The organism is Arthrobacter sp. TJ-217 (assembly GCF_058269255.1).
Window position 1 is genome coordinate 32,920 of sequence record NZ_JBZCNJ010000007.1, and the last position, 26,136, is coordinate 59,055.

Sequence of the window (26,136 nt, forward strand, 5' to 3'; positions counted from 1 at the left end):
CGCCGTGGCACGGCCCGCCGATGCCGCGTGGAATGATTGAGCCATGGCTGATATTTCACCGTCCCGGGTTGACCTTGCATCCATTCCCCAAGGAGAAACGCCATCGTTGGCGTTGGGGCCGCTTGACGGAAGGTACAGGGAAAGCGTTGTCCCCCTCGTCAACTACCTCTCCGAAGGCGCGCTGAACCGCGACCGCATCCATGTGGAAGTCGAGTGGTTCATCCACCTCACCCATTCGTCGGTGCTGCCCGGAGCCGGACCGCTTGAGGCGGACAAGGAAGACGCCCTCCGGGAGATGGTGCGCACCTTCGATGCCTCCTCCGCGGCGGAGCTCGCCGACATCGAGAAGGTCACGGTGCACGACGTGAAAGCCGTCGAGTATTTCATCGGCCGCCGCCTTCCCGCCCTGGGCCTTGAGCGGCTCAAGCCGCTCATCCATTTCGGGTGCACCTCCGAGGACATCAACAATCTTGCCTACGCGCTCGGCATCAAAGGCGCGGTCCAGGACGTCTGGCTTCCCGCGGCGCGCAGGCTCGTCGGGGCAATTGAAGACCTCGCCCGCGGCTCGCGGTCGGTGGCGATGCTCTCCCGCACCCACGGACAACCGGCGACGCCGACAACCCTGGGCAAGGAACTCGCCGTCACGGCACACCGGCTGAGCCGCCAGCTCCGGCGCATAGAAGCCACCGAATTCCTTGGGAAGATCAACGGGGCAACGGGCACCTACGCGGCGCATTACGCGTCGGTTCCCTCGGCGGACTGGCAGGACGTGGCGAAGTCCTTCGTCGAAGGACTCGGACTGACGTGGAACCCGCTGACCACCCAGATCGAGTCGCACGACTGGCAGGCCGAGCTGTATTCCGACGTCGCACGGTTCAACCGGATCCTCCACAACTTCTGCACCGATGTGTGGAGCTACATCTCAATCGGATATTTCGCGCAGGTCCCCGTTGCCGGGGCCACCGGTTCCTCGACCATGCCGCACAAGGTGAACCCCATCCGCTTTGAGAACGCTGAAGCGAACCTCGAGATCTCCTCATCGTTCCTTGATGTCCTGGCGTCTACGCTCGTCACCTCCCGGTGGCAGCGCGACCTCACCGATTCATCGAGCCAGCGCAACATCGGGGTGGCTTTCGGGCATTCCCTCCTTGCCCTGTCGAACGTGGAGAAGGGCCTTGGCCGTCTCGATGTCGCCGAAGGCGCGATCGCCGCGGACCTCGAGCACAACTGGGAGGTCCTCGGAGAGGCCGTCCAGATGGTGATGCGCGCCGAGGCCATTGCCGGGGTCCCCGGCCTCGACGACCCGTACGAGCGGCTCAAGGACCTCACGCGCGGTCAGCGTGTTGACGCCGGCCGCATGCGGGAGTTCGTCTCGGGGCTGGGCTTGAGCAGCGAAGCAGAAGAACGGCTCCTGAAACTCACCCCCGGAGGGTACACGGGTATCGCCCGGGACCTGGTCGACCACCTGGGCTGACGCCAGCCGCTCCGCTCCGCCGGCCGCGGAGCGAGCACGCGGGTGAATCCCTTCGGAAAGGACCGCGGTCAGCCCGGACCCAGGTGGACGGTGCGCTTTGCGGCACTGTCCCAGCGCCGGGCCTCAACCGCGCGGGGCGTTCCGGCGGCGCCGTGGACTGCCGGTATGGCGGTCCCAAGCTGCTCCTGCGTCACACCGCGGGCGAGGGTCACGTGCGGGCTCCACTGCCCGGGCCGGGTTGTGGCAAACGCGGTGTCGAGGTCGGCAAGCACGCGCCAGACCCTGCGGTGGAGTTCCGCCAGCGCCTCCGAAAGCACCACCTGGCGTGTCAGCACGTATTTCCCCTGGTGCCCGCCGAAAAGCAGCAGCCCCCCAAAGCACAGCTTCAGAGGGAGGCCTGCGACGGCTTCCTCAAGGGCGTCGTCGTACTGGCCGCCGATGGCCGGTGCCGCCACAAGGGTGATGTGGGGACGGTTGCTGGGCGCGGTGTGCCGCGACTGGCTCGGAAGGCCAAGGCCCTCGAGCCGGAGCCAGTCGCCGCGCACCGCGTCCTCGGCCCCGGCGTCGAGCAGGAGTTCAACGCTGTCGGCCATCCGGTCAGCGCGGCGGCCGCCGCGGTCCGCCGATCCCCTCCGAGCCGTCCCGCTCGGTGGCACCCGTCCGCGGATTGCGCTGCGGCCGCTGGTAGGCGAATTCGCCGCCGCTCCGCCCGCCGAAGGGCCGCCCGTGGTCCGCATACTCCTCCCGGAAGAATGCAAGGCACCACCCGCCGAGCTGGATTCTTGCCCCGGTGCGCAGGACCGACGACCCGGTGCCGTTGACGCTGCCACTCACCTTTGCGTGCGGCACGAGGACGTATTCGTCGTTGGCGTCGTGCACAACCTCGGCGTGGAGGCCCTCGATTCCGTCGAGCCGCAACGAGGCGTCCTCGGCGCTGCCGATGGTCGTCCTCTCGGCGGAAAGCTCGAACTGGCGTGGAATCTGGCCCTCCCACCGCTCGGTGTCCCGCACGAAGATCAGGCGCGGACGCCCGCCGCCCGGAGCGTAGTGCGTGGTGGTGATTTTGCGCCGGATGCGCCGGTTGACGGTGGGGACGAGGGGAAGCGGCGTCGACGGGGGCACCAGCGCAACCGCGCCGCCGCTCTCCACAACACGCCGGCCGACGTGCCACAGGGGCGCGAGCGCCGAGGCGGATCCCAGCCGGATGTGAGGCGAGCGGGTCAGCAGGCGCTGCGCCATCGAGGTTTCGACGGCACCGAGACTGAAAAGGTCGCCCTTGGGCCCGCTCACTGCCACCGACAGACCGAGTCCGGCCAGTGTTTTCGCGAACGCGCGCACGCCGCCAACCGAGGGAAGGGCGGCACCCCTGAAGGCCCCCGGGTTGTCGCAGTAGATTTCCACCCTGGACCCCGCGGCGCGGACGGTTCCGCTGAGACGGGCCGGCGGCCCGTCGGCGGTGCCCGGTTCGGTCAGTGAGAAATCGAGCTCGATGTCGAGCCGAAGACGCTGCTCCATCTCGGGCCGTCAGCCGCGGTGGGAGTCGGAGCCCGGTGCATCGTTGTCGCTTGTGGTGATGCGCAAAGTGCCATTGAACTTCCAGGTGGCGCGCGGCGCATCGGGCCCGATATCCCGGGGAACTTCGACCGTCATGTCGATGAGGCTGTAGTTGACGGCGGCACCCTTGCCGGTGAGGTAGGACCACATTTCCTCGGCGAGGTCGGCCCAGTCCCGGATCGAGTGGCTGTCACGCCCAGCGGCGGAAAGATTGGAGGTTGATTCAGTCATGGTCGATTCCTTAAATGGATGATTCAACAATGACAGACGCCCTCTAACACCGTCTGACTTAGGTGCATTCAACCTTAGCCGAGGGGCCGGGATACCGGAACCCTGCCGAAGGACCTCTTACCAGCGCGGGTGGATGGCCGCCCTGAGCCGCTCGTCGTAAATGTCCTGGACTCCGCCCTGGAGTGCTGCGCCGAGATCGGCGAGGTCGGCCGCTGCCGCGTTGTCCCGGGCCTGCTGCGGGGTGCGGGCACCGGGGATGACGGTGCTGACGCCGTCCTGGGCCAGAATCCAGGCCAGCGCCGCCTGCGGGGTGCTAACGCCGTTCGGCACGAGCCGCGCGAACTCCTGCGCAGCCGCGACCCCGGTCTCGAAGTCGACGCCGGAAAACGTCTCCCCGACGTCGAAGGCCGCGCCGTTCCGGTTGTAGGTGCGGTGGTCGTTTTCAGCGAAAACTGTGTCTTTGCTGTACCTGCCTGACAACAGGCCCGACGCCAGCGGAACCCTCGCAATGATGCCGACCCCGGCCGCCCGGGCAGCCGGGAGCACCTCGTCGAGGGGTTTGAGGCGGAAGGCGTTGAGGATAATCTGCACCGTTGCCGTGCCCTCCCGTGCGATCGCGGCGAGTGCCTCGTCGGTGCGCTCCACGCTGACGCCGTAGTGCCGGATCGCCCCGTCCTCGACGAGGGTGTCGAGCGCGTCGTACACGGCATCGGTGCTGTAGACCTCCGAGGGAGGACAGTGAAGCTGGACGAGGTCGAGAACATCGACCCCAAGGTTGGAGCGGGACCGGTCCACCCACCTCCGGAAGTTGTCCAGGTGGTACTGCCCGGGCTCCTGCTCCACCCGGCGGCCCATTTTCGTGGCGACGGTCATCTCGAGCCCCGGATTCGCCGCAAGGAACGCTCCGATGGTCTTTTCGCTCCGGCCGTCACCGTAGACGTCGGCCGTGTCGAAAAAGGTTGTTCCGGCGGAGGCGGCGGCGTCGAGGACCGCCATGGCCTGCGCATCGGTGACGTTGCCCCAGTCCGCTCCGAGCTGCCAGGTTCCCAGCCCCACTACGGAAACGGCGCGTCCGGTCCTGCCCAAGATTCGTTGTTCCATAGACCGACTATAGGCGCGCGGGGGCGCGAAACGCCGCTGCGGGCGGGGCGGCACGCCTTGACTGTAAGCATGATTAGTAGTGGGGTGGGATTCACCTACGGAGGGAACACTATGAAGTCACTGTGGCTTGACACCGCCCCGGGAATTCCAGCCGCGCCTTTCACCCCGGGCGCCGAGTACGACTCCGTTGTGGTGGGTGGCGGGCTGACCGGCATCACCACGGGCCTGCTGCTGGCACGGGCCGGGCACCGGGTGGCGGTGCTTGAGGCACGCACGGCGGGAGCGGTCACCACGGGCAACACAACCGCGAAGCTCTCCCTCCTGCAGGGCACCTCGCTTTCCCGAATCCTTTCCCACCACGACGCTGACCTTGCCCGCGCCTACGTCACCGGCAATCAGGAAGGGCAGAGCTGGCTGCTGCGGTTCTGCGAGGAGAACGGTGTCGGCTACGAACGGCGCGACGCCGTCAACTACGCCACCACGGACAGCGGCGCGAAGAGCCTCGACGCCGAGCACAAGGCCTGCACCGCGGCCGGGCTTGAGACCGAGTTGGGCCGGGCGGCGTCCCTTCCGTTTCCCGTGCGCCGGACGCTGCGGCTCAAGGACCAGGCCCAGTTCCATCCCCTGGAGGTGCTCGCGGCGCTTGCCTCCGAGCTGCGCCGGCACGGCGGCAGCCTGATCGAGGGCGTGCGCGTCCAAGGGGTCGCGAAGACAGGCGCCGGAGGGGTGGAGCTGAAGACCGACGGCGGCGCGGTGTCGGCACGCAATGTGGTGCTGGCGACCGGCATCCCCATTCTCGACCGGGGCGGGTACTTCGCCGTACTCAAGCCGATGCGCTCCTACTGCATTGCGCTTGAGGTCTCCGACGCAGTGCCCCAGGAGATGTACCTGTCGGTTGATTCGCCGACACGCTCATTGCGGACCGCCCGCGCGAACGGCAAGGACTATCTGATCGTTGGCGGCAATGGCCACCAGGTGGGCCACCACTCCAACACGCAGGGCCTTGTCGATGACCTGACGCGCTGGGCCGCCGAATATTTTCCCACCGCCCGTCCCGCCTACGCCTGGTCGGCCCAGGATTACCAGCCCGCGGCCGCCGTGCCGTACGTCGGGAAGGTCGCAGCAGGCGGCGGACACATCTATGCTGCCACCGGATACAACAAGTGGGGCATGACGAACGCCGTCGCGGCCTCGCTCGCCCTCGCCAGCGAGATTCTTGGCGGAAACATGCCCTGGGCGGACACCCTGTACAAGACCCGGGTGAGCCCGGTGGACGTCCTTGCCACCGCGCAGACCAACGCCAAGGTGGGCCTTGAGATGGTCTCCGGGTGGCTGTCCGGCCTGGCGAAGACCGGCGCCCCGGCCCCTGCGGAGGGGCAGGGAGCGGTGGCAAGGGAGGGCGGCGGCCCAGTGGGCGTGTGCAGGGTCGACGGCGTGGAGCACCGCGTGTCGGCGGTGTGTACGCACCTGCGCGGGATCGTGAGCTGGAACAATGCCGAGCGGACGTGGGACTGCCCCCTGCACGGCTCCCGCTTCACCCCGGCGGGTGAGGTGCTTGAGGGACCGGCGACATCGCCCCTGGGCACCGCGGTGCGGGGAGGCGCGCCCGCGGCGAATAGCTGAGCCCGGGGGACGGCGCTGTTTCGCCGTCCCCCTGCCCGCTAGCTCCGGCTTGTTGCCCTGCGGTGCAGCCCGGCTGCGCCAGCCAGCCCGGCCATTCCAGCCAGCACAGAGGTGATCACCAGGGCGGCGCCTCCGGATGGCTCGGAATCGGCGGCGGTCTGGACGTTCAGCCCCCGGTTCACGGCCGGTGCGGGCGCAAGCGGCAAGGCAGCCGGTGCCGCGCTGACCGGGGCGGCGTCAGGCCCGCACGCCGCGAGGAACGCCTGGAAGAGCCTTGTGAGTTCCTGCGCCGCCGCATCGTCGAGCTTCACGGTTTCCATAAGCGCGAACAGCCTCATTGAGGCAGCCTGCCAGGCCGCCTCTGTCTCGCGGATGGCGGGCGTATCCAGTGCTGCTTCCCAGGCTTCCTGCGCCTTTTCCACTGCGGCTTCGGCCTCGTCGAACACGATTTTTGCCTTGCCAGCGGCCTCGTCAGCGGCCGGCACGGCGTCAGCGACAACCTTCAGTGCCGCTTCAGCGGTGGCTTCTTCATCCCGTGCACGCTTGAGCATCCCGGTCGACAGATCCACAGCCTCCTTTGCTGCTTGGATGGCGTCGGGATCTTGAGGAGATGCAGCGACAAGCTCGTCGTAGGCCGCTTGGGCCCCCTTCAGGGCATCGTCCGCACCCTTCACGAGGTCCCGCTTTACTGTGAGCGCTGAACCGAGTTCCTCCTTCTTGCGCAGCAGGCCCACGAGGGCATCATCTGCCGTGGTGTACGCGATGTCGGCGGCCTCGTAGGGAATCATGGCCCGCTCGAAGGCGAGTCTCAAGTCGTTGGTTTCTGCGTAAAGGCCGGCAAGGCGGGCGTCGAGCCTGGTCAGCTCGGCAATCGCGGCGTCGAATTCGGCGACGAGCCCGGCCGTGATCCCTGCCCGGTTCAGCGCGCCGGTGAACTGTGCCGTTGCCTGGGTGCACGCACCGTCACCCGGTGCGGCGGCGGCCACCGGCGCGCCAAGGAACATACCTCCCGCGAGAAGCACCGCGGTGGTTCCGCTCGCCAGCAGTTTTGCAGCATTCATTAGGTTTCCCCCAAGCCAGATCGGACCTCCAAGCGGTCGTTGGAGGGCGCAGCACGGAGTCGTGATTTTCCCCGCGCTTTTCCAACGGTCCAATGCTCCGACTGGGAAGAGAGGTGATTGCCACACCGCCGGCACGCCAACGGCTTAGGAAGCCCGCGGTCCGCGGGCGCCTGGAAGCCTCAAAGTGCTGCAACAACCCAAAATTACAACAGAAACTCCTGTTAACAAAGGGGCGCATGAGGAATGGGCCGACGCCGGACCCGGGCGGACTCGTAGTTGCCCAACCGGTGCTCCTACTTGGCTCCTGAGCCCTGCGGTTCGTCCTCCACCGCCCTTGGCCGGACGGCGAACTCTTCGAACACAGCGCGGGGCGTTTGGAGCCCTCGCAGACCGATGATGTCCCGGCCCAGCCAGAGGTTGTGCCACCAGCCCCACAGCACCCTCCATTTGCGCTCCCAGGTGGGAATGGCGAGGGCGTGGTAGCCGCGGTGCATGACCCAGGCGGGGAACCCTTTGACGACGATTCTTCCCGACTGGAAAACCCCGGTTCCGAGTCCGAGGGTCGCGACCGCGCCAAGGTTCCTGTGGAAGTACCGTTTCACTGGGCGCCCGCGCAGGTCCGCGACGAGGTTCTTTGCCAGCAGCTTTCCCTGCCGGACGGCATGCTGGGCGTTCGGCACCGTGTAGCCACCGACCCCTCCTCCGGAAAGGTCGGGGACCGCGGCATTGTCTCCACCTCCCCAGGCATCAGGGACCGCCGCCTCCTCCGTACCGACGCGTAGGTCGGCCCGGACAACCAAGCGGCCGCGCTCCTCGATCGGGAGGTCGGTATGGCGCGTGATGCTCGGGTTGGCCATCACGCCGGCGGTCCAGATGATAATTGCCGATTCGAAGGTCTCCCCGGTGGAAAGCTTGATGACGCCGTCGACCGCGGACATCAATTGCGTGTTGAGGTGCACCTGGGCCCTGCGCGCCGCGAGCTGCTGCAGCACCCACTGGCTGGTTTCGACCGAGACCTCCGGAAGGATCCGCCCCGTGGCCTCGATGAGGTGAAAATGTGTGTCCTCGAGAGTGAGCTCCGGATAGGAGCGCAGCAGCGCCGTGGCGAGTGCCCGCAGCTCTCCAAGGCCCTCGATGCCCGCATACCCGCCTCCAATGAACGTAACCGTCAGCAGGCGGTCCCGCTCCGGGCCGGCGGGAAGTCCTGCCGCTACATCGAAGTTGTTGAGGAGCCGGTCACGGATTGCCACCGCCTCCTCGATGTTCTTCAACCCGATCGCCTGCTCGGCGATCCCGGGGATCGGGAAGGTTCGGGACACTGCGCCCGCAGTGACGACCACGGTGTCGTACGTGAGCTGGGAGGTCATTCCGGTGTGGCGCCTGATCGTGACCGTCTTCTTGGCGTGGTCGATGTAGGTGACCCTCGCCGTCACGATCTGCGTCTTCTTGAGGTGCCGCCGGAACGAAACGACGCTGTGCCGGGCCTCGATCGAGCCGGCTATGACCTCCGGCAGGAAAGGCTGGTAGGTCATGTACGGGAGTGGGTCTATGAGGATGACCTCGGCTTCCTTCGGCCTGAGGCGCTTCTCCAGCTTCCACGCCGTATAGAAGCCCGTGTAACCGCCACCCACAATGAGAATCCTGCCCATTTCGTTGCCTCCGTCGCTGTCGGAAATGACGATGAATCAAGTAATGCGCCGTGACGGGCGGTCCGGTACAGCTGATGGTGCTGGTGCATCCCAGTGCGAAACCCGTCGGAATTAAGTTTCTGCGCATTCAGAACCGGTGCCCAGTGGGTGGGACGAATCGATGCCGATTGTTTCACCCGTCCACGGCGCAGCCGGGATAGCTCCGGTTAAATGCCTGAAGCCCGGTCCGTGGACCGGGCTTCACTCGCGGGATGCCGTGGAGCTCGCCGCGTCGCCTGCCCGCCGCAGGAGCGGCGGGCAGGTGCGAAGCGTCTGCTGGTGTGGCGTAGTGGGAACGCGCTACGTTTCCTAATTCCAGCCTTGAGCCATCGCGTGTGCGGTCAGGCTCTGCCGATCATCGGCCGAACTGCCGAAAGCACTTAGGCGACGGCGACCGCGGCGCGCAGCGGCTCGAGTGCCTTCGCCCACGCTTCGAGCTGCGTGAACATGTTCTCAAGTGCCTGGAGCTGGTGGGGGCCGGGCTTTAGGGTCGAGAAGTTCTCGAAGTCGGTGTACAGCGACAGCGCTGCCTGGTCCCGGACGGTTGCGAGCTGCAGTTCGGCGGCCACGAGGCGGAGGTGCTCTACCGCGCGCACGCCGCCGGTGGCTCCGTAGCTGACGAAGCCGGCGGCCTTGTTGTTCCACTCCGCGGACAGGAAGTCGATTGCGTTCTTGAGGACGCCGGAGGTCGAGTGGTTGTACTCAGGGGTGACGAAGACATAGCCGTCGAATTCGGAGATCTTCGCCGCCCAATCCTTGGTGTGGTCCTGCGAGTACTGGCCCATCAGCGGGGGCATCGGCTCGTCGAAGTGCGGCAGCGGGTAGTCCCGGAGGTCGATGATCTCGTAGCTGGCATCGTCGCGGCCCGCAGCCTTCTCGAATACCCAGTTAGCGACGGCTTCCCCGTTGCGCCCGGGGCGCGTGCTTCCAAGAATAATGGCGATCTTAGTCATGATGTTCCCTTCCAGGACCAGTTGTTACGTGCGCTTATCAGCAACGTCTACAACTCGCGTGAAGTGGGTAATATTTCCGCCTGCCATACGCACTTTAAAGTGCGCTACGCACCTTTAAATAACCAAGGGATCGACCTTCCGGCCCTGCCGACGAGGTTCACCAGGAGTTCCCGGACGGTGCAGGATGCCCGGAAAACCAGCTATCTGGGGCGGTCGAGCCGCTGGGAAAGCACAGCACCTAAAGGCTGGTGAACTGTTCGGAAGAGAGAAAAGACGCTTTCGAATTTGCGCGCATGCCGTCCCGCACTATTCCGCCCCCCCGCTGAGCCGCAATTCGACTGAAGACACAATTTGTTTTCAATATACGGTTCAGGATTTATTCGAATTCCCGCAGTGCCAGCCGCACTGCGGGAGTGCGTGACGGGCAGGCCGTTCGATGTGCCGATCAACCTGCAGCCCACGCCGGAGCAACCTGTGCTTTGGACCACACCCTCGGTTAATGCACAGGTTAATCCCGCATAATTGATAAGCGCGTCCTTCGGACGGCCCCGGCCGTTTCCGGGCCACGGGGCGGCTCCAGCACCCCGCGGCGGCAGGTCATCACCGGCCCGTGTTCCCCTGCCGCGGCGGCCGGCGCGCAACGGTCAACAGGAGAAATCCGGAAAGTCGGCGGCCATGGAACAAACAATCGAGAAGACACCTTCCCAGCACACTCATGTTCTCTGCGACCGGGACGGAGACACCATCTCTTTCGTCCGCGAACTGGTGAGCCGCTTGGGTGACAAATGGTCGATGCCCGCCCTCGATGAGCTCTCAGCCGGCCCGCTGAGGTTCACGGCGCTGCAGGCTGCCCTGGCCCCCATCTCCCACCGGGTGCTTACCGCAACGCTCCGCACGCTCGAGAAGGACGGCATGGTCACCCGCACCTCGTACCCGGAGGTTCCGCCGCGCGTTGAGTACGCCCTGACGCCGCTGGGTGCGGGCTTCCTGCAGCAGGCCATGCCGCTCGTCAGCTGGGCGCAGGACCACAAGGCGGAAATCGAGGGGAACCGGAGCAGCAACGACGCCGCGCCCAGTGCGGCGAGCTGACCGAATCTGCAGGACCGCCTCGCGCACCGGCCCGAACCCTTAGCGGCGGTCGCTGTCCTGGGCGATCTGACGCAAGAGGTCGCGCATCTCGGTCAGCAGTGCCGTGTCGACCGGCACCGGATTTTCAGCGGCCTCGACGGCGGCCCTCGCCACCGACCGCGCATTGATCCTGTTCATGGGCAGGACGAAGACGAAGTAGACCACGGCCGCCGTAATGAGGAACGTGATCACCGCGGTTATTACGGCCCCGACATTCACGAAGGTCGCGGGGTTGCCGGGCCAGATTCGGAAACCAAGCCCGTCGGCGTCAACTCCCCCGGCGGCCGCAATCACCGGATTCACGACATTTTCGGTGAAGGAGCCGACAAGGGCCGTGAAGGCGGCGCCGACCACGACGGCGATCGACAACTCAATGACGTTGCCGCGAAGGATGAAGTTCCGGAAGCCCTTAAACACGCGGCCGCCCGACTTGGCCGGTGCAGTACTGCTCGACGATGAGATCCACAACCGAAAGGATCTGTTCCAGGTCACTTTCGGTCCTGCCCGAAGTTCCGTCTCCGGAGAAGAATGCGGCGTCATAGTAAAGGCCGTCACCCAGCAGTTTGACCGCCATGGCGGCCGTGCGGCTTCCCAGCCGGTCCTCAAGCGTGCTGAGCCACAGTTCCTGGATGCGGGAAAGGGTAAGGCGCGCGGTGGGGTGGCCCTGCTGGGCCAGGCGGGCCATCGACACAAGCGCACGGTCAAGAGCGCTGTCCTCGTAGACCGACGTGCGCACGTAATACCGGGCCGGGCCATCGGGGTCGCCGGACATCTGCTCGCGATCCCGTTCGACAAGCGCGAGGAGCCTTTCGGCGAGCGCCTCAACGAGGGCCTCCTTGGAGGGGAAATGGTAGAGCAACCCGCCCTTGGAGACGTCTGCAGCGGCGGCAACAGCCTCCATGGTTGCAGCGCGTTCTCCGTCGCGGATCAGGATGTCCTCGAAGCTGTCGAGGATGCGTTCTCGTGAACTTGCCATGCACTTATGATAGCCGTCACGGAAGTTGCACTGTACCGGCTGGACGGTATAGTCTCCCGGTTATGACATTGCTTTCCCGGCCCTCTGTTGCCCTGCCAGGGGCAAAGAACCTTGGATCATCAACTCCGCGCGCCGGCATCAGGGACTGGATCTCACTCGCCGTGCTGATGCTGCCGGTCTTGCTGGTGGCCGTTGACAATACGGTGCTGAGCTTTGCCCTGCCCGCAATCTCCCTTCAGTTCTCCACCAGCGGGACCACCCTGCTGTGGATCATCGACAGCTACCCCCTCGTGCTGGCCGGGCTCCTCGTCGCCATGGGAAGCCTCGGTGACCGCTTCGGACGGCGTCGCCTGCTGATGATCGGCGCCTCCGGCTTCGCCGTGTTCTCGGTCGCAGCGGCCTTCGCCCCTACTGCGGGATTCCTGGTGGGCGCCCGTGTGGGCCTCGGCGTCTTCGGAGCCATGCTGATGCCCTCGACCCTGTCCCTGATCCGCAACATCTTCACCGACCGCGACCAGCGGCGCGTTGCCATTGCGGTGTGGGCTGCAGGTTTTTCCGCCGGAGCCGCGCTCGGCCCGCTGCTCGGGGGCGTCCTGCTTGAACACTTCTGGTGGGGTTCGGTGTTCCTGCTCGCCGTCCCCGTCCTCGTGCTGATGCTCGTCCTGACCCCCTTCCTCGTGCCCGAGTCACGCGACCCGAGCCCCGGCCGGGTGGACATCCTCAGCATCGCCCTGTCGATCACGACGATGCTTCCGGTGGTGTTTGCCATCAAGAACTTCGCCAAGGGCGACAGCCCTGTTGTGACCGTGGCGGCCGTCGTCGTCGGGCTCGTCGCGGGAGCTGTGTTCGTCTCCCGCCAGCTTCGGCGCAGCAATCCGATGCTGGACGTGCGTCTGTTCACGGTGCGCGCCTTCACCGGCGCGGTGCTGGTGAACCTGCTGGCGATCTTCTCCCTGGTCGGGTTCCTGTTCTTCGTCTCGCAGCACCTGCAGCTCGTCCTGGGCTACAGCCCGCTTGAGGCCGGAGTGATCCTCCTTCCGGGGCTGCTGATGACGATCATCGCCGGCTTCGCTGTGGTGCCCGTGGTCAAGCGCGTCCCGCCGCACATTGTGGTTCCCGTGTCCCTGCTGTTCTCGGCGGCCGCCTACGCGTTCGTGGCGCTGACCGGGCAGACAGGTTCCGCCATGGACCTCCTTGTCGCGTTCGTGCTGCTCGGCGTGGGCGTCGGCGCTTCGGAAACCGTGTCGAACGACCTGATCCTCACGACGGTTCCCCCGGCCAAGGCCGGATCCGCATCGGCAGTGTCGGAGACGGCGTACGAAGTCGGGTCGGTCTTCGGCACGGCCATGCTCGGCAGTATCCTGCTCGCCTCCTACCAGCAGCACCTCGTGCTGCCCGCCGGACTGACAGCTGACCAGGTGACGACGGCCACCGAGACGCTCGGCGGTGCGGTGAGCACGGCCGGCCAGCTTCCCGCGGCAGGCGCCGCCCAGCTGCTCGAGTCAGCGTTCAGCGCGTTCGACAGCGGTGTTGTCCTGACCTCCGGGATCGCTGCCCTGCTGATGCTCGCCGCTGCGGGGCTTGCCCTGTGGAGCCTGCGGCCCATCAGGACCCGATAACCGAAGTTACGGCCCGGCAGGCCTGCGTGTCTGCCGGGCCCGCGCCATCGGAGACAATGGAAGAGTGCCCCTGATTACCGATCTGCCAGTCACCGACCCCCAGACAATCCGCCGGGAGGCCGGGCGCCGCCGCACCTTTGCCGTCATTTCCCACCCCGACGCGGGAAAATCGACCCTCACCGAGGCCCTGGCGCTGCTGGCCCGCGCCATCCAGGACGCAGGGGTGACGCACGGCAAATCCAGCCGGCACGCGACGGTGTCCGACTGGATGGGCATCGAGCAGGAGCGCGGGATCTCGATCAGCTCCGCCGCCCTGCAGCTGACCTACAAGGACACCATCCTCAACGTCGTCGACACCCCCGGGCACGCCGACTTCTCGGAGGACACCTACCGGGTGCTGGCCGCCGTCGACTCGGCGGTCATGCTGATCGACGCGGCGAAGGGCTTCGAGCCGCAGACGGTAAAGCTGCTCGCTGTCTGCAAGCAGCGCAATATTCCAATCGTCACCGTCATCAACAAGTGGGACAGGCCCGGCCTTGACGCGCTCGGCCTGATCGACGATGTCGGGGAACGCACCGGCATGGTGCCCGTGCCGCTGACCTGGCCCGCCGGCATCGCCGGAAACTTCAAGGGGCTGCTGGACATGCGCGAGGGCAAGGCATTCCGCCTCGAGGCGGTTGACGGCGGAGCCCAGGCCGCCACGCAGACGGAAGTCTCGGTTGAGACCCTTCCCCCGCTCGACGCGGCAATCTGGGAGGAGGCCCAGGAGGAATCCGGCCTCGTTGAATCCTCGCACGGCGCCTTCGACGCCGTGGAGTTCGCGGCAGCCCGGCAGACGCCGGTGTTGTTCGCGGCGGCGGCGAAGAACTTCGGGGTTTCGCAGCTGCTCGACATCCTTGTCGAACTGGGGCCGTCGCCGACGCCCCGCGAGACGGTTTCCGCCGATCGCCGGCCGCTTGAGGCCCCGTTCTCCGGTTTCGTCTTCAAGGTTCAGGCGGGCCAGGACAGCTCGCACCGCGACCATATCGCCTATCTGCGGATCTGCTCCGGTGCTTTTGAACGAGGCATGGTGATCACCAACCAGCGCACCGGCAAGCCGTTCGCCACCAAGTACGCGCACCGCGTGCTCGGGCGCAGCCGCGAGGTGGTGGACACCGCGTGGCCGGGTGACGTCGTTGGCCTGGTCAACGCCACCAGCCTCCGGGTGGGCGACAGCCTCTACGCCGACGAACCGGTGCAGTTTCCGGAAATTCCGCGCTTCTCCCCCGAACTGTTTGCCGTGGCCCGGGCGAAGGATCCGGGACGCTACAAGCAGTTCCGGCGCGGCATCGAGCAGCTTGAGCATGAAGGTGTGGTGCAGGTGCTCCGCTCGGACCTCCGCGGAGACCAGGCACCGGTTCTTGCCGCGGTGGGCGCCCTGCAGTTCGAGGTCGCGGTCCAGCGGCTCGGCACCGAATTCAACGCGCCGACCGCACTCGATAACCTTTCGTACACCCTCGCAATGGCGGTGGGACCCGGGAGCACCGGGGTCCCCGAAACATTCCGCGGGGGCGAGATCCTCCGCCGGGCCGACGGCGAGGCGGTCGCCGTGTTTGGCGACAAGTGGAAGGTAGGGCACTTCCGCAAGGACTTCCCCGGCGTCGTGCTTGAAACCATCGGCGCGACCCCAGAGTAACCCCTTCAGAGCGACGGCCGGCCCGCTGTCCAACGTCCGCTTTACCAACGATGACGGACAGCAACACACGAGGGGCACCCACCGCTGCTGCGGAGGGTGCCCCTCGTGTGTTGGTTGGCTTGGAGCCGTCAGGCCTCCGGAGCCGGCTCGACGGGGGCCGGCTCGACGGGGGGCTCAACGGGCTCGGGAGCCGGTGCGGGCTCCGGAGCGGGTGCGGGCTCGGGCTCCGGAGCGGGTGCGGGCTCGGGAGCCGGTGCGGGTGCGGGCTCGGGAGCCGGTGCCGGAACGGGCTCCGGAGCGGGAACGGGTTCCGGAGCGGGAACGGGCTCCGGCGCCGGAACGACAACGACGGGTGGCTTCACGGGCTTGTCCAGGTGCTTCTGGTAGCCCTTGGAGTTCTCGTGCGCTGCGGCGGAATTGGACGTGCCCGGCGCCTTGGCCTTGGCTGCTGCGGCAACCGGGTTGGTCTTCGCGGCGGCGGGCGCCTTGGCCGCGGTGGCCTTGGCGGCAGCCGGTGCCTTGGCCTTGGCTGCTGCGGCGACCGGATTGGCCTTCGCTACGGTGGAGTTGGACGTGCCCGGGGCCTTGGCCTTGGCTGCTGCCGCGACGGGGTTGGTCTTCGCGGTGGCTGACGGAGCAGCGCTGGCAGCACCCGCACCGACACTCAGTGCGAGCATGCCGGCGAGGCCGGCAGCGGCGATTTTCTGTACAACGTTCACAATTACCTCAATTCGACGGAACCGGCCCAGCGCCGGCTCCTGATCCGACGGTACAAGCCGGTTTCCGGCAGGTCAGCGGTCTGCGTGAATCCTGTGCAGTTACTCGGGCAATCTTTCCGAACCTGCGTTTTTCCTGCGCTTGGGGGCTGCACTGAAGCACCTTTAGGCGGGAGGAATGCGGTCCGACCGTCGGCACCCTCAGTCGGAGTCCAGTTCCACGCGCAGGATCCGGTCGTCCCCGGACCGGCGCTCACCCCATGAGCCATCGGTATTGGACGTCGTGATCCACAGCGCACCATCCGGGGCTACCTCGACGGTGCGGATCCGCCCGTATTGGCCAACGAAATGGGCCACCGGCTCTCCTGCCGCGCTTCCGTCCTCGACGGGAAGTTGCCACAGCCTTTCACCCCTGAGCGCGGCCATCCACAGGTGACCGTCCGCGTAGGCGATTCCCGACGGCGAGGCGTCCTCGGGGCGGAAGGTGAACAGGGAAGGTTCCCCAGTGGATCCTTCGATGCCTTCGGTCTCGGGCCAGCCGTAGTCCCGCCCCGGGCGCAGCGCGTTGACCTCATCCCAGGTTCGGTGGCCCAGTTCCGATGCGTACATCGTGCCGTCCGGTCCGAAGGCCAGCCCCTGCACATTGCGGTGGCCGCTCGAATAAACCGCGGTCCCCGACGGGTTGTCTTGGGGGATCGTGCCGTCCGGGCGCACCCGCAGGATCTTTCCGTTGAGGGAGTCGTCGTCAGCGGCGTTTTCGGGAACGAAGGCGTCGCCGGTGCCGATCCACAGATTGTCATCGGGTCCGAAGCGCAGCCTGCCCCCGTGATGGCGCTCGGCCGTGTCGATGCCGTCGATGACAACGCGCCGCTGCCGCAGCGACCCCAGATCCTCGGCGATCGAAAGCGCGACCACTCGGTTTGTGGGGGAGGAGGAAACATAGGCATACACCTGGCGGTCTTCGGCGAAGTTCGGTGACGCCGCGAGTCCGAGGAGGCCGCCTTCGGCGCTCTGCTCGACGCCGGGAACAACACCCACCAGGGCGGTGTCTCCACCGGCGGCCGGGACGTGGCGGATCTCGCCGGTGTCACGGCTTGAGACGAGCGCCGATCCGTCGGGGAGGAAGGTCAGTCCCCACGGCGTGGTGAGCCCCCGAGCAATTTCCGTCACCTCACCGAGCGGAGGCGCGGGGTCTCCGGCAGGAGGTGCTGAAACTGTTGGAGTCGGCGGAGACGTGCACCCGGCAAGGCTCAGGGCCGCAGCAACAGCGAGAACCGCGCGGCATCGGACGGTCGGCCTTTTCATCTCTGCCTCCCCTGCTTGAACCGGTATCAGCACTACCGGTTTGGGCTTTGAGGCTAGGGTAGCGCCTCGTCAGGATCCGGGGCGTGCTGGCGGGCCCCCGGATCCTGAATAGAGCGCCCTGCTCCGGTACCGGAGCGCAGTACCGGAGCAGTACCGCTTAGGCGTTGGGGTCGAGCCCGCCCGTGCAGGGGGCGCCTGGCTCGGGGGTCTGTTCGCCTTCGATGTACTTCTCGAGGAACGCGGCGAGGCGGGCGTCGTCCGGTGCGTCGACCTTCAGCTGAAGGCCCCACGCGTTGGCGGCGATGGGAGTGTCCTGGCCCTTGTAGGGGCTGAGCACCACGTAGCTGCGGTCACCGACGAGCTCGGTGAGCTGGTCGATCTGGGCCTGCGGGAGGTCGGGCTGGTAGGTGATCCACACTGCGCCATGCTCCATCGAGTGGACCGTGTTCGTGGCGGGAATCTCTTCGGTGTAGATACCGCAGTTCGTCCATACCGGGCTGTGATCTCCCCCGACGGGCGGGGACTGCTCGTAGGTCACCGGATCTTCGGTGTGTTCCTGGCTGGCGATTTCGTAGGTCTGGACGCCTTCGATCGGCCGTGCCGCGGCGTCTTCCACGGCCTGGTTGGTCTGGATCTGGTTCACGATGACGAGCGTGACCGCGATGATGATGGCAAGAATCACAGCACCGATACCGCCGAAGATCAGCGCATTGCGCTTGCGCTCGCTCGCCCGCTGCTGCGCCTGTATCGCGGCGAGCCGCGCCTGACGGTCCGTGTTCTGCTGAGCGTTCTGCTGAGCTCTTTTCTTATTCAACGATCGATTCCTTCGTAGCGGTTCTGGAGAAATGCTCCGCTGTGCTGCGCGGCATACACCAATCTACCGGCGGCGGGCGCTATCGCTGCTCAAGCAGTTTCTGCAGCGCGCTGATTTCGGAACGCTGCGCAGCGACCATCTTCGACGCAAGCTCACGCACCTTGGCCGTGTCGGCCAGTTCCATTCCGGCCTGGGCCATCTCGGCACCGGCCTCATGGTGGTCGATCATGAGCGTCAGGTAGAGCCGCTCCGCCTCGACACCCGAGGCGTCGGTAAGTTTGGAGATCTGGTCGGCGGTGGCCATTCCCGGCATCAGCGCACCGGCGGAGCCGGACGAGTGGGTGCCTGAGTCTCCTCCGTGGTGGTCGGCTCCCCCGGCTGCCATCCACGCCATCCTCGGCCCGGCCGGGCTCTGGGGCAGGTTCCACTCCTCGAGCCATGCATACATCTGGCCGATCTGCTGCTGCTGGGTAAGGGCGATGTCGTAGGCGATCAGCCGCACCGCCTCGTCCTTCGAGCGGTCACGGATCAGCAGCGACATCTCAACCGCCTGCGCATGGTGCACCTGCATGTCCCGGGCAAACCCGGCGTCGGCGCTTGCGGTGTCCGGATGGTCGGGGCCGGCGGAAACCCGCCCGGCGGTGAAGGCGAGTCCGAACAGGGCAAGAACCGCCACGCCGGCCAAAACCAGGAGCAGCCGCTTTTGCCAGACGGTGAGGGTGGTGATCATTGGGTTCCTCTGGGCAGGTGGGCTTTCAGCTATCCACGGTAGGGCATTGTGCTGAACGTTTCCTCAAGGGCACCGTCTCCTGCGTCCAAGGCCACATCCAACGCCGCAGGCCCCTGCATCCAGCTGTGAACGGAACCGACGTGCGGGAGCCCCGGGCTCCCGCCTGCCCGGGGCTCCCCGCACGCGCCGCCTGCGGGGGAGCCGGCCGTGGGTTGCCGGGGCGGCGTCAGGGCTGCCGGCGGACCAGGTGCAGGGTCCGCTCGGCCAGTTCCTCGATGGTCACGCGGTCGAAGTCCCGGACGTCGCTGCGCACGTGAACATGTGTGGTTCCCACCAGCCGTGCCGGAACGGCTTCCGCCCCGTAGAGCGCCCCATAGGCGCTGCCCACCGTTGCGGCGGTGGAGTCGGTGTCCCGTCCTCCCGAAACCGCGGTCGCCACGGCACTGGTGAAGTCACTCCCCCACAGCAGGCCGATCGCGATCAGCGCCGCGTTGTTGACGGTGTGGACCCAGCTGTAGTGCCCCAGCTCGGCGTCAACCCAGTCGAGCGCCGCTTCCGCGCTTGCACCGCCGTCGAAGAGCACAAGCACGTGCGAAAGCGCGTCGGCCAGGCGGGAGCGTTCGGGGATGACCCGCTGGGCCAGGCGCAGGGCGTCGGCCGGTGAATCCGAGACGAGGGCGGCGGAAAGCAGGGCCGCCGCCCACATCTCGCCGTAGAGGCCGTTCCCCACGTGGCTCAGGCGCGCATCGACGAGCGCCAGTCGTGCGGCCTCCGCCGGATCGCCGGGATTGGTCATGCCGAAGATGTCGCCGCGGATGAGCGCACCGATCCACTCCCGGTAGGGGTTGCCCTCGGTGGCGGTCTCTGGTGCCTTGAGCCCGCGGATGAGGTTGCGGTAGGCCGCCCGTTCAGCCGTGTATATCTGGGTGAACGGCAGCCTGCTCAGCCACTCGGCAGCGATCTGCTCGGTGGTCAGCTGCGGGCCGTAGGTTTCGAGCAGCTCAAGCCCGAGGATTGTCCAGTCGATGTCGTCGTCGCGGGGGACATCGGTGAAGCGGCCGGCGGACGCATACGCCGAGGAGGGGTGGAGCCGTTCCACCCCTTCCGGGAGGGGGTCGAGGAGCGGAACGTAACCGGTCTGCGGCCACTGCCCGGCGGCCCGGAGATACGTCTCGACCTCGCGCCGGCTCAGGCCCTCGATGGGTTTGCCCATGGTGTTCCCGACGGCGCGCCCCAGCCAGGCGCCGCGGATCCGCTCCGGCAAGCCGGAGGCGTCGTAACCGACCGGCTCAACCCGGCGGGCAATGGCTAGAAGCTCCGCCTCGTCGGAGGGCTCCTCATGCACCCAGGCCGGACCACGGTCCAGCCCGGCCAGCGCCTCTTCAATGCGGGCGAGGCGCGGCAGGTCGGAGGCGGCGGCCGCTTCGCGGGCCTCGGCTTCGAGGGAGCCGACATCGTAGCCGCTGTGGGAAAGCTGTTCTGCTTCATCGGGAATCAGGTCGCGGGGGTCCAGAACGTCGTGCATCGTGTTTTTCCTTGGTGCTTGTGGGGGGTGGGGGGGCCGTGCTGTCGGGGATGCCGGGGCCCGGGCGGCAATTCGCCGCCCGGCCCCGGCGTCCCCTCGGGGTGCTACTGCTTCGCCGCCTTCTGGAGATCCGCGGCGACGTCGGCCGCGCCCTTCTGGTTGGTCAGCAGACCCTGGAAGCCGTTCCACATTGCGTCATTGAAGACGTCGGTGGCCAGCACGTCGATGTTTGATCCGAACTCTCCGGTGCCTTCCGAGATCTGCGCTGCGTCCTCAACGACCTGGGCGAACAGCGGTGACGCCTCGAGCCCTTCGGTGTCGACGGGGAACGGAGGAATGGTGTTGAAGTTTTCAACGGTCCAGCGCCCGTGTTCGGGGGTGAGCATGTAGTCGACGAATTTGACTGCGGCATCTGTCTTCTTCGAGGTGGCGGAGATGAAGGGGCCCGAGCCCAGGCCGCCGCTGAAGATTCCCGGTCCGTCCTCGCCGGGGAATGGAATGTAGCCGACCTCGAAGTCGGCGTTGTCCTGCATGTCCTGGGTGATCCAGCTGCCGGTGGGAAGGATCGCCGCCTTCCCGGAGTAGAAGAGTGCGTTGGCGCCGTCGTAGGTCAGGGACGTGGGGAAGTCGGGCAGGTAGCCGTCCGAACTGAACTTCGTCCAGGTGTCGAGTGCCGCAATGACGTCCGGGGAGTCCCACGGCGTCTCACCGTCGAGCAGGCTCTTCATGCCCTCGGATCCCACGCGGCTGGACAGCGCCATGCTGAACAGGTGGCCGCCCTGCCACCCCTCCTTGTCGCTTGCCGCGATCGGCACGAGACCCGCCTTCTTGATTTTCGCGGCGGCGGCGTCGAGGTCGTCGAGGTTAGTCGGTTCGGCGATGCCGAGTTCCTTGAAGATGTCCTTGTTGTAGAAGAGGCCGACCGTCTCGATGTCTCCGGGAATACCGAAGACCTTGCCGTCGAAGGTCACGCGCTCCTTGGCGAAGTCGTAGACGGGCCAGTCGTATTTCTCGTAGTCATCGGTCAGGTCGTAGAGGAGCCCGGCCTTTGCCAGGGCGCCGGCGTACCCGGGGCCCGAACCCCAGCTGAAGATGTCGGGGCCTTCGCCGGAGCGGAGCTGGGTCTGCAGCACCGTCCGCATGTTGTCGGTGGGCATGACCTCGAGCTCGACGTCGATGCCCTTGTTTTTCTCCTCGAAGGTGGCGATGTCCTCTTTGATGAGTTCGGTGGTTGCCGGGTCTTCGGGCTGCTCGATGAGGTAACGGATCGACTGGTTGGCGCCGTCCTCGGGGGCCGCCGCCGACGTTCCGGTGCATCCGGTCACGGCGAGTGCAAGGACTCCGCCGACTGCCGATAGTTTCAGAGCTGCGCGGTGTTTCATCTTTTCTTCCTGGTTGCGATCTATGTGGCTGTGGGGGTGGTGCTGCGCGGTCGCGCAGGTCGCTCCTGCTGGAGCTTCAGATGCGGCTTGGCTCGTACCAGCCGCGGGCCGGATTCGCCACCGCCGGCTCTACGCGCAGCGGTGAGGCGGGAGCGGCCCACCGCACGGCGTTGGCGAGCACCTTGCGGATCTGCAGGTTGTGGTACACCGGGTACATCTGGTCGCCGGGGCTGAAGTAGAAGATCCGCCCCCGCCCTCTGGTGAACGTGACGCCGGAACGGAACACCTCTCCGCCCGCGAAGGAGCTGATGAACACCAGGTCGTCGGGCGTCGGGATGTCGAAGAACTCTCCGTACATCTCCTGCTGGTCGAGCACGATCGGGGTGTCGATGCCCTCGCTGATCGGATGCGTCGGGTTGACGTTCCACACCAGTTCCCGCTCGGCGTCGTTGCGCCACAGCAGGGAGCACGTGGTTCCCATGAGCCGGATGAAGATCTTGGAGAAGTGCCCCGAGTGCAGCACGATCAGGCCCATGCCGCCCAGGACGTGCCGGCGCACCCGCTCCACCACCTCGTCGCTGACCTGGTCGTGGGCGATATGGCCCCACCACAGGAGAACGTCCGTCGCGTCGAGAACCTCCTCGGTCAATCCGTGCTCCGGGTCGGCCAGCACTGCGGTGCGGATGACGGCGGTGCTGCCGAGCAATGGTCGCAGCCCCTCGGCAATCGCCGAATGTATTCCCTGCGGGTAATGGATGGCGACCTCGGGCTCAGTCTGTTCATGGATGCCCTCATTCCATACGGTGACGCGGAGCGGGGCGGAGTGCGGGTGCGGCATGGGGGATTCCGTTCTGTGGTGCAGGGCTAGTGTTTGAGCAGTGCCGAAACCTTCGGCAGCACGTCCCGGGACGGTCCGCTGAGGCCGCACTCCATCGCCAGCCAGCCGTCATAGCCGATCTCCGACAGCGCGGCGAGGGTGCCCGGCCAGTCGTAGTGCCCGGCCCCGGGTTCGAGCCGGTTGCTGTCACCGAGCTGCACGTGGCGGATGTGCCTGCCGGCCGCCCGGATCGCCGCGGGGATGTCCGATTCCTCGATCGACATATGGAAGGTGTCGGCGATGACCGCGACGCCCGGGGATGCGACTTCCTCGACGAGGGACACGGCGTCGGCGAGGGTGTTGACCATGAAGTCCTCGTACCGGTTCAGCGGCTCGAGCAGGACGACTGCGCCCTCCCTTGCCGCATGGTCCCCGAGTTCGGCGAGGGATTCGAGAAGCACTGCCCGCGACTCCTCGTCGCTGCGGGGCGGCGCAAAGGGTGGAAGCCGCCGGCTGAACAGCGCGAAGGCGTTGGGCGTGACGGCGCCGAATCCGCCGGCGGCGGCGATACCGGAGAGCAGGTGCTTCATCTGCTCCCGGGCGTCCTTGCTCCTGGCCGGGTCGAAGTCACCGATGAAGTGATCCATCTGCACGCAGACACTCGGCATGACGACGCCGGCCTCGCGGGCCGCCCGGAGTTCCTCGGCGCGTTCCGCGAAGATTCCGTCACCGCGGCCGAGCAGCTCGATGCCGTCAAATCCGCGGTCCTGGGCGAACTGGAACTTCTCAAGGAGTGTTTCTCCTTCGAGCATGTGTTCCTGTGCTGCAAGCTTGATGCTCATGAGGCCTCCTCGAATTTCAGGACGACCTGGAGGGCATCCTGCGGGTTTGTGTCGAGCATGCTGAACGCGGCACCGGCGTCTTCAAGCGGCACGGTGTGCGAGATCAGGTCGATCAGGTTCAGCCGGCCGGCAACGGCGAGGTCGATGGCCGTGCTTGCCAGCCGGTACTGGTCCCAGCGGTGCTGGAGTGTCGGGGATACACCCGAGATCTGGGTTGAGATCACCTGGACACGGTTGGGGTGGAATTCCTCGCCGAGGCGCAGCCCCATTCCCTCGCCTTGGAGGAAGCCGGCGGCGCAGACCCGGGAGCTGTAGGCCACGGCCCGGATCGCCTCGTGGAGGGCGCGGTAGTTGCCGGTCACCTCGAGGCATGCATCGGCGCCCCTGCCGCCGGTGAGTTCCCGGATGCGCTCTGCGACGTTCCCTTCGGCAGGATCGATCAGGACGTCGGCGCCGAGCTTGCCGGCCAGTTCGCGCCGCTCGGCGATCCCGTCGACCGCGATGACCCGTGCCCCGTTCAGGCGGGCAAGCTGCGCCACGATCTGCCCGGGAACACCGAGCCCGAACACCGCGACCGTTTCACCGATGTGGATGTCGGCGTCGAGGACCACGTTGAGGGCGATCGCACCGATCTGCGAAAAGATGCCGATCCGCGGGTCGGCGGCGGGATCCAGGATGCGGGCGGCCGCGTATTCCTCGGTCTGCACCGTATCGGAGCGGTGGCCCCAGGTGCCCCAGATCCGGTCGCCGACGGCCACGGAGGTTACCGCGTCCCCTACCTCGACGACTTCTCCGACCTCCTCGTAGCCCCAGCCGTTGACCGGGTAGCTGAGGGTGGAGGCGCCGTCGACGAAGAGCCGGCGTTCCTGGTTCCACTGCTTCTGCAGGTAGGGGTTGCTTCCGCGGTAGGCGGTGAGCTCCGTCCCGGCCGAGATGCCCGAGTAGAGGGTGCGGATCCGCACGTCGGTGGCGCCCACCGTTGGTACCGGTTCGCTGACGACCTCCGCGACGCGCGGAGAGGTGAAACTTACAACAGAAGCCATGAAGCTGTTTTCCTTTGATCGACGGTGCTGATGGGAACGGGCCGGGTCAGCCCTTCACTGCCCCCGAGATGAACCCTTCGGCCACCTGGCGCTGCATGAGCACGAAGAGGACGACGACGGGAATGATGGTGATGAGCGTTCCGGCGGCAAGCGGACCGATGTCGAGTGAGCGGCCGCCGGTGAACTGGTAGAGCCCGGTGGTGAGCGGGCGGAATTCCCCGCCCGGCAGGTACAGCAGGGGAACGAGGAAGTTGTTCCAGTTCTGGATGAACGTGAAGACTCCGAGGGCTCCTGCTCCCGAGGTGACAAGGGGCAGCATGACCCGCACGAAGATCTGCCACTCCGAGCACCCGTCGACCCGGGCCGCCTGCTCGAGCTCCTGCGGGAGGTCGGCGAAGAACGCCCTCATGAAGAAGGTTCCGAAGGACACTCCCGTGGAGGTCAGCACCAGGATGGCCCCGGGCAGCGTGTCGAGCAGGCCCAGTCCGCGCAGCTGGAAGTAGAGGGGGATCATGTAGGCGAAGAAGGGAACGAGCAGTCCCAGCACCACGAGGTAGAACGCGAACGACCGGCCCGGGAAGGGCAGCCGGGCGAAGGTGTAGCCGGCCATCGTCGAGAGCACGACGACCAGCAGGGTGCTCGGCACCGACAGCAGGACGCTGTTCAGCAGGTAGCTGCTGAAGTCGCCGACGGTCCACGCGTTGGTGAGGTTCTCAAGGGAGAACGATGAGAAGAGTCCGAACGGGTTCGTCCGCACGTCCGTCTCGGTCTTGAGCGCCGTCGAGACGACCAGGATGACCGGAAACAGGGAGATGGCCGAGAGCACGATCAGGATGAGGTGCTTCCCGGTGAGGGCGCCCCTGCGTCGTGCCGAGAGGTGGTTCTGCCGGACCGGCGGGGCCTTCCTGTCGAGTGCGGGCCGGCCGCTTGGATGCTTTACTGCGGTTGTGTTTGTCATACGCCTGTTCCTTGGAGAGAGAGCCGCCGCTGCAGTCGGTTGAGCGCCACGGCGCAGGGGATCGACAGGGCCGTGATCAACAGCGCCAGGGTGGTTCCGTAGCTGATCTGGCTGAGCTGGAACGCGCTGGAGTAGGCATAGGTGCCGATCACGTTTGTGGCGTTGGCCGGGCCGCCGCCGGTCATGATGAAGATGATGTCGAAGACGCTGAATCCGCCCACCAGGGTGATGGTGGTGACCATCAGGAAGACCGGCATGATCTGCGGCAGGATGATGTGCTGCAGGCGCTGCACGCCGTTGGCGCCGTCGAGCCGCGCTGCGTCGACGAGTTCGACGTCAACGTTCTGCAGGGCGGAGAGGAAGATGATCAGCACGAACCCGGCGGTGGCCCAGATCGCGGTCACCAGCACCGCGTAGAGGGCCGTGTTGGGGTTGCCCAGCCAGCCGGTGGTGAGCCCGCCGAGGCCCATCGCCTGGAGCGCCTTGTTCACCCACCCGTTGACCGGGTCATAGATCCATCCCCAGACGATGCCGATCGCGACCTGGGGCAGGACGTACGGGAGGAAGAAGGCAAGCCGGTAGAAGATTCCGACATGGCGGACCTTCCAGAGCAGCAGCGCCTGGGTGAGGCCGATGAGCAGCGGGGCCGCTGTGCCGATCACGATCCAGATCGCGTTGTTGCCCAGGGCATGCCACACCTCGGGGTCGGTGAACATCCGCGTGTAGTTGTCCAGGCCCACGAACGCCGGGGCGGGGGTGATGCCGTCGAAGTCCACGAACGAGTAGTAGATCGCGTTTCCGAGCGGGAAGAGGAAGAAAAAGGTGACGACCAGCATCAGGGGCAGGATGAGTGCGATGCCGAGGCGGGCCTGCGCCTTTCGCGTGACCGTGGGGGTTGTCGAGCGGATTTCAGTGCTCATT

The 26,136-nt window shown here is 66.5% G+C and carries 25 protein-coding genes; 5 read left to right on the forward strand and 20 right to left on the reverse strand.

Annotated elements, in window-relative coordinates:
• Nucleotides 1–43 precede the first annotated feature (43 nt).
• Nucleotides 44–1,474 (forward strand): adenylosuccinate lyase, encoded by a 1,431-nt coding sequence (gene purB, locus AC4D2R_RS13055; protein WP_490940384.1) that lies wholly within the window; start codon nt 44–46, stop codon nt 1,472–1,474.
• 68 nt (nt 1,475–1,542) lie between these two features.
• Here purB and AC4D2R_RS13060 read toward each other — a convergent pair whose 3' ends face one another.
• The 4 genes from AC4D2R_RS13060 to AC4D2R_RS13075 form a co-directional block, all read right to left on the reverse strand.
• On the reverse strand, nt 1,543–2,067 hold the full coding sequence (locus AC4D2R_RS13060) for a 2'-5' RNA ligase family protein (RefSeq protein ID WP_490940386.1): 525 nt from the start codon (nt 2,065–2,067) through the stop codon (nt 1,543–1,545).
• A gap of 4 nt (nt 2,068–2,071) precedes the next feature.
• A complete protein-coding gene (locus AC4D2R_RS13065; RefSeq protein WP_490940387.1) occupies nt 2,072–2,989 on the reverse strand; it encodes an FHA domain-containing protein in 918 nt (305 codons plus the stop codon).
• A 9-nt stretch (nt 2,990–2,998) separates the two neighbouring features.
• Nucleotides 2,999–3,259, reverse strand: coding sequence for a hypothetical protein (locus AC4D2R_RS13070; RefSeq protein ID WP_490903282.1), 261 nt, complete (start codon nt 3,257–3,259; stop codon nt 2,999–3,001).
• Nucleotides 3,260–3,376: 117 nt separating this feature from the next.
• Nucleotides 3,377–4,360, reverse strand: coding sequence for an aldo/keto reductase (locus AC4D2R_RS13075; protein WP_490940389.1), 984 nt, complete (start codon nt 4,358–4,360; stop codon nt 3,377–3,379).
• 111 nt (nt 4,361–4,471) lie between these two features.
• On the opposite strand from AC4D2R_RS13075, the gene AC4D2R_RS13080 reads away from it, so the two are divergent.
• The gene (locus AC4D2R_RS13080) at nt 4,472–5,983 is read left to right on the forward strand and encodes an FAD-dependent oxidoreductase (protein ID WP_490940390.1); all 1,512 of its coding nucleotides are present in this window, start codon (nt 4,472–4,474) and stop codon (nt 5,981–5,983) included.
• Nucleotides 5,984–6,021: 38 nt separating this feature from the next.
• Here the strand turns inward: AC4D2R_RS13080 and AC4D2R_RS13085 are convergent, their stop codons facing one another.
• From AC4D2R_RS13085 to AC4D2R_RS13095, 3 genes are all read right to left on the reverse strand, one after another.
• Nucleotides 6,022–7,044: a hypothetical protein gene (locus AC4D2R_RS13085; protein WP_490940391.1), complete on the reverse strand. Its 1,023-nt coding sequence runs from the start codon at nt 7,042–7,044 to the stop codon at nt 6,022–6,024.
• 293 nt (nt 7,045–7,337) lie between these two features.
• Nucleotides 7,338–8,693, reverse strand: a complete 1,356-nt coding sequence (locus AC4D2R_RS13090) for an NAD(P)/FAD-dependent oxidoreductase (protein WP_490940392.1) — start codon at nt 8,691–8,693, stop codon at nt 7,338–7,340.
• Nucleotides 8,694–9,112: 419 nt separating this feature from the next.
• Nucleotides 9,113–9,685: an NADPH-dependent FMN reductase gene (locus AC4D2R_RS13095; RefSeq protein ID WP_490940393.1), complete on the reverse strand. Its 573-nt coding sequence runs from the start codon at nt 9,683–9,685 to the stop codon at nt 9,113–9,115.
• 675 nt (nt 9,686–10,360) lie between these two features.
• On the opposite strand from AC4D2R_RS13095, the gene AC4D2R_RS13100 reads away from it, so the two are divergent.
• Nucleotides 10,361–10,774: a winged helix-turn-helix transcriptional regulator gene (locus AC4D2R_RS13100; RefSeq protein WP_490903273.1), complete on the forward strand. Its 414-nt coding sequence runs from the start codon at nt 10,361–10,363 to the stop codon at nt 10,772–10,774.
• A 39-nt stretch (nt 10,775–10,813) separates the two neighbouring features.
• On the opposite strand, the gene mscL is transcribed toward AC4D2R_RS13100, so the two are convergent.
• The gene (gene mscL / locus AC4D2R_RS13105) at nt 10,814–11,230 is read right to left on the reverse strand and encodes a large conductance mechanosensitive channel protein MscL (RefSeq protein ID WP_490940394.1); all 417 of its coding nucleotides are present in this window, start codon (nt 11,228–11,230) and stop codon (nt 10,814–10,816) included.
• A complete protein-coding gene (locus AC4D2R_RS13110) occupies nt 11,223–11,789 on the reverse strand; it encodes a TetR/AcrR family transcriptional regulator (RefSeq protein ID WP_490940395.1) in 567 nt (188 codons plus the stop codon). The genes mscL and AC4D2R_RS13110 overlap by 8 nt, the downstream gene beginning before the upstream one ends.
• Before the next feature lie 62 nt (nt 11,790–11,851).
• Here AC4D2R_RS13110 and AC4D2R_RS13115 point away from each other — a divergent pair, with 62 nt between their 5' ends.
• The gene (locus AC4D2R_RS13115) at nt 11,852–13,408 is read left to right on the forward strand and encodes an MFS transporter (RefSeq protein ID WP_490940397.1); all 1,557 of its coding nucleotides are present in this window, start codon (nt 11,852–11,854) and stop codon (nt 13,406–13,408) included.
• Between the two features lie 64 nt (nt 13,409–13,472).
• Nucleotides 13,473–15,083, forward strand: a complete 1,611-nt coding sequence (locus tag AC4D2R_RS13120) for a peptide chain release factor 3 (protein ID WP_490940399.1) — start codon at nt 13,473–13,475, stop codon at nt 15,081–15,083.
• 128 nt (nt 15,084–15,211) lie between these two features.
• On the opposite strand, the gene AC4D2R_RS13125 is transcribed toward AC4D2R_RS13120, so the two are convergent.
• From AC4D2R_RS13125 to AC4D2R_RS13175, 11 genes are all read right to left on the reverse strand, one after another.
• On the reverse strand, nt 15,212–15,802 hold the full coding sequence (locus tag AC4D2R_RS13125) for a hypothetical protein (protein ID WP_490940401.1): 591 nt from the start codon (nt 15,800–15,802) through the stop codon (nt 15,212–15,214).
• Between the two features lie 198 nt (nt 15,803–16,000).
• Complete coding sequence (locus AC4D2R_RS13130; RefSeq protein ID WP_490940403.1) at nt 16,001–16,969, reverse strand: PQQ-dependent sugar dehydrogenase; 969 nt, start codon at nt 16,967–16,969, stop codon at nt 16,001–16,003.
• Nucleotides 16,970–17,261: 292 nt separating this feature from the next.
• A complete protein-coding gene (locus AC4D2R_RS13135; RefSeq protein WP_490903264.1) occupies nt 17,262–17,918 on the reverse strand; it encodes a thioredoxin-like domain-containing protein in 657 nt (218 codons plus the stop codon).
• Nucleotides 17,919–17,997: 79 nt separating this feature from the next.
• On the reverse strand, nt 17,998–18,648 hold the full coding sequence (locus AC4D2R_RS13140; RefSeq protein ID WP_490940405.1) for a DUF305 domain-containing protein: 651 nt from the start codon (nt 18,646–18,648) through the stop codon (nt 17,998–18,000).
• A gap of 226 nt (nt 18,649–18,874) precedes the next feature.
• Nucleotides 18,875–20,173, reverse strand: coding sequence for an ADP-ribosylglycohydrolase family protein (locus AC4D2R_RS13145; RefSeq protein ID WP_490940407.1), 1,299 nt, complete (start codon nt 20,171–20,173; stop codon nt 18,875–18,877).
• A 104-nt stretch (nt 20,174–20,277) separates the two neighbouring features.
• On the reverse strand, nt 20,278–21,555 hold the full coding sequence (locus AC4D2R_RS13150; RefSeq protein ID WP_490940408.1) for an ABC transporter substrate-binding protein: 1,278 nt from the start codon (nt 21,553–21,555) through the stop codon (nt 20,278–20,280).
• A 76-nt stretch (nt 21,556–21,631) separates the two neighbouring features.
• Nucleotides 21,632–22,393: a ThuA domain-containing protein gene (locus tag AC4D2R_RS13155; RefSeq protein WP_490940410.1), complete on the reverse strand. Its 762-nt coding sequence runs from the start codon at nt 22,391–22,393 to the stop codon at nt 21,632–21,634.
• 26 nt (nt 22,394–22,419) lie between these two features.
• Entirely contained in the window at nt 22,420–23,214 is a 795-nt protein-coding gene (locus AC4D2R_RS13160; protein ID WP_490940412.1) for a TIM barrel protein, read from the reverse strand.
• Nucleotides 23,211–24,257, reverse strand: coding sequence for a zinc-dependent alcohol dehydrogenase (locus AC4D2R_RS13165; protein ID WP_490940414.1), 1,047 nt, complete (start codon nt 24,255–24,257; stop codon nt 23,211–23,213). Before AC4D2R_RS13165 ends, AC4D2R_RS13160 begins: the two co-directional genes overlap by 4 nt.
• A 46-nt stretch (nt 24,258–24,303) precedes the next feature.
• Nucleotides 24,304–25,215 carry a carbohydrate ABC transporter permease gene (locus AC4D2R_RS13170; protein ID WP_490940416.1) on the reverse strand — a complete coding sequence of 304 codons (912 nt, stop codon included), beginning with the start codon at nt 25,213–25,215 and terminating at the stop codon, nt 24,304–24,306.
• Nucleotides 25,212–26,135 (reverse strand): carbohydrate ABC transporter permease, encoded by a 924-nt coding sequence (locus AC4D2R_RS13175; protein ID WP_490940418.1) that lies wholly within the window; start codon nt 26,133–26,135, stop codon nt 25,212–25,214. The genes AC4D2R_RS13170 and AC4D2R_RS13175 overlap by 4 nt, the downstream gene beginning before the upstream one ends.
• Between the last annotated feature and the right edge of the window lies 1 nt (nt 26,136).

Bases quoted from the DNA above. Each gene is read 5' to 3' on its own strand.
- purB (WP_490940384.1), top strand. From the start codon at position 44: ATGGCTGATATTTCACCGTCCCGGGTTGACCTTGCATCCATTCCCCAA.
- AC4D2R_RS13060 (WP_490940386.1), bottom strand. From the start codon at position 2,067: ATGGCCGACAGCGTTGAACTCCTGCTCGACGCCGGGGCCGAGGACGCG.
- AC4D2R_RS13065 (WP_490940387.1), bottom strand. From the start codon at position 2,989: ATGGAGCAGCGTCTTCGGCTCGACATCGAGCTCGATTTCTCACTGACC.
- AC4D2R_RS13070 (WP_490903282.1), bottom strand. From the start codon at position 3,259: ATGACTGAATCAACCTCCAATCTTTCCGCCGCTGGGCGTGACAGCCAC.
- AC4D2R_RS13075 (WP_490940389.1), bottom strand. From the start codon at position 4,360: ATGGAACAACGAATCTTGGGCAGGACCGGACGCGCCGTTTCCGTAGTG.
- AC4D2R_RS13080 (WP_490940390.1), top strand. From the start codon at position 4,472: ATGAAGTCACTGTGGCTTGACACCGCCCCGGGAATTCCAGCCGCGCCT.
- AC4D2R_RS13085 (WP_490940391.1), bottom strand. From the start codon at position 7,044: ATGAATGCTGCAAAACTGCTGGCGAGCGGAACCACCGCGGTGCTTCTC.
- AC4D2R_RS13090 (WP_490940392.1), bottom strand. From the start codon at position 8,693: ATGGGCAGGATTCTCATTGTGGGTGGCGGTTACACGGGCTTCTATACG.
- AC4D2R_RS13095 (WP_490940393.1), bottom strand. From the start codon at position 9,685: ATGACTAAGATCGCCATTATTCTTGGAAGCACGCGCCCCGGGCGCAAC.
- AC4D2R_RS13100 (WP_490903273.1), top strand. From the start codon at position 10,361: ATGGAACAAACAATCGAGAAGACACCTTCCCAGCACACTCATGTTCTC.
- AC4D2R_RS13110 (WP_490940395.1), bottom strand. From the start codon at position 11,789: ATGGCAAGTTCACGAGAACGCATCCTCGACAGCTTCGAGGACATCCTG.
- AC4D2R_RS13115 (WP_490940397.1), top strand. From the start codon at position 11,852: ATGACATTGCTTTCCCGGCCCTCTGTTGCCCTGCCAGGGGCAAAGAAC.
- AC4D2R_RS13140 (WP_490940405.1), bottom strand. From the start codon at position 18,648: ATGATCACCACCCTCACCGTCTGGCAAAAGCGGCTGCTCCTGGTTTTG.
- AC4D2R_RS13145 (WP_490940407.1), bottom strand. From the start codon at position 20,173: ATGCACGACGTTCTGGACCCCCGCGACCTGATTCCCGATGAAGCAGAA.
- AC4D2R_RS13150 (WP_490940408.1), bottom strand. From the start codon at position 21,555: ATGAAACACCGCGCAGCTCTGAAACTATCGGCAGTCGGCGGAGTCCTT.
- AC4D2R_RS13155 (WP_490940410.1), bottom strand. From the start codon at position 22,393: ATGCCGCACCCGCACTCCGCCCCGCTCCGCGTCACCGTATGGAATGAG.
- AC4D2R_RS13160 (WP_490940412.1), bottom strand. From the start codon at position 23,214: ATGAGCATCAAGCTTGCAGCACAGGAACACATGCTCGAAGGAGAAACA.
- AC4D2R_RS13165 (WP_490940414.1), bottom strand. From the start codon at position 24,257: ATGGCTTCTGTTGTAAGTTTCACCTCTCCGCGCGTCGCGGAGGTCGTC.
- AC4D2R_RS13170 (WP_490940416.1), bottom strand. From the start codon at position 25,215: ATGACAAACACAACCGCAGTAAAGCATCCAAGCGGCCGGCCCGCACTC.
- AC4D2R_RS13175 (WP_490940418.1), bottom strand. From the start codon at position 26,135: ATGAGCACTGAAATCCGCTCGACAACCCCCACGGTCACGCGAAAGGCG.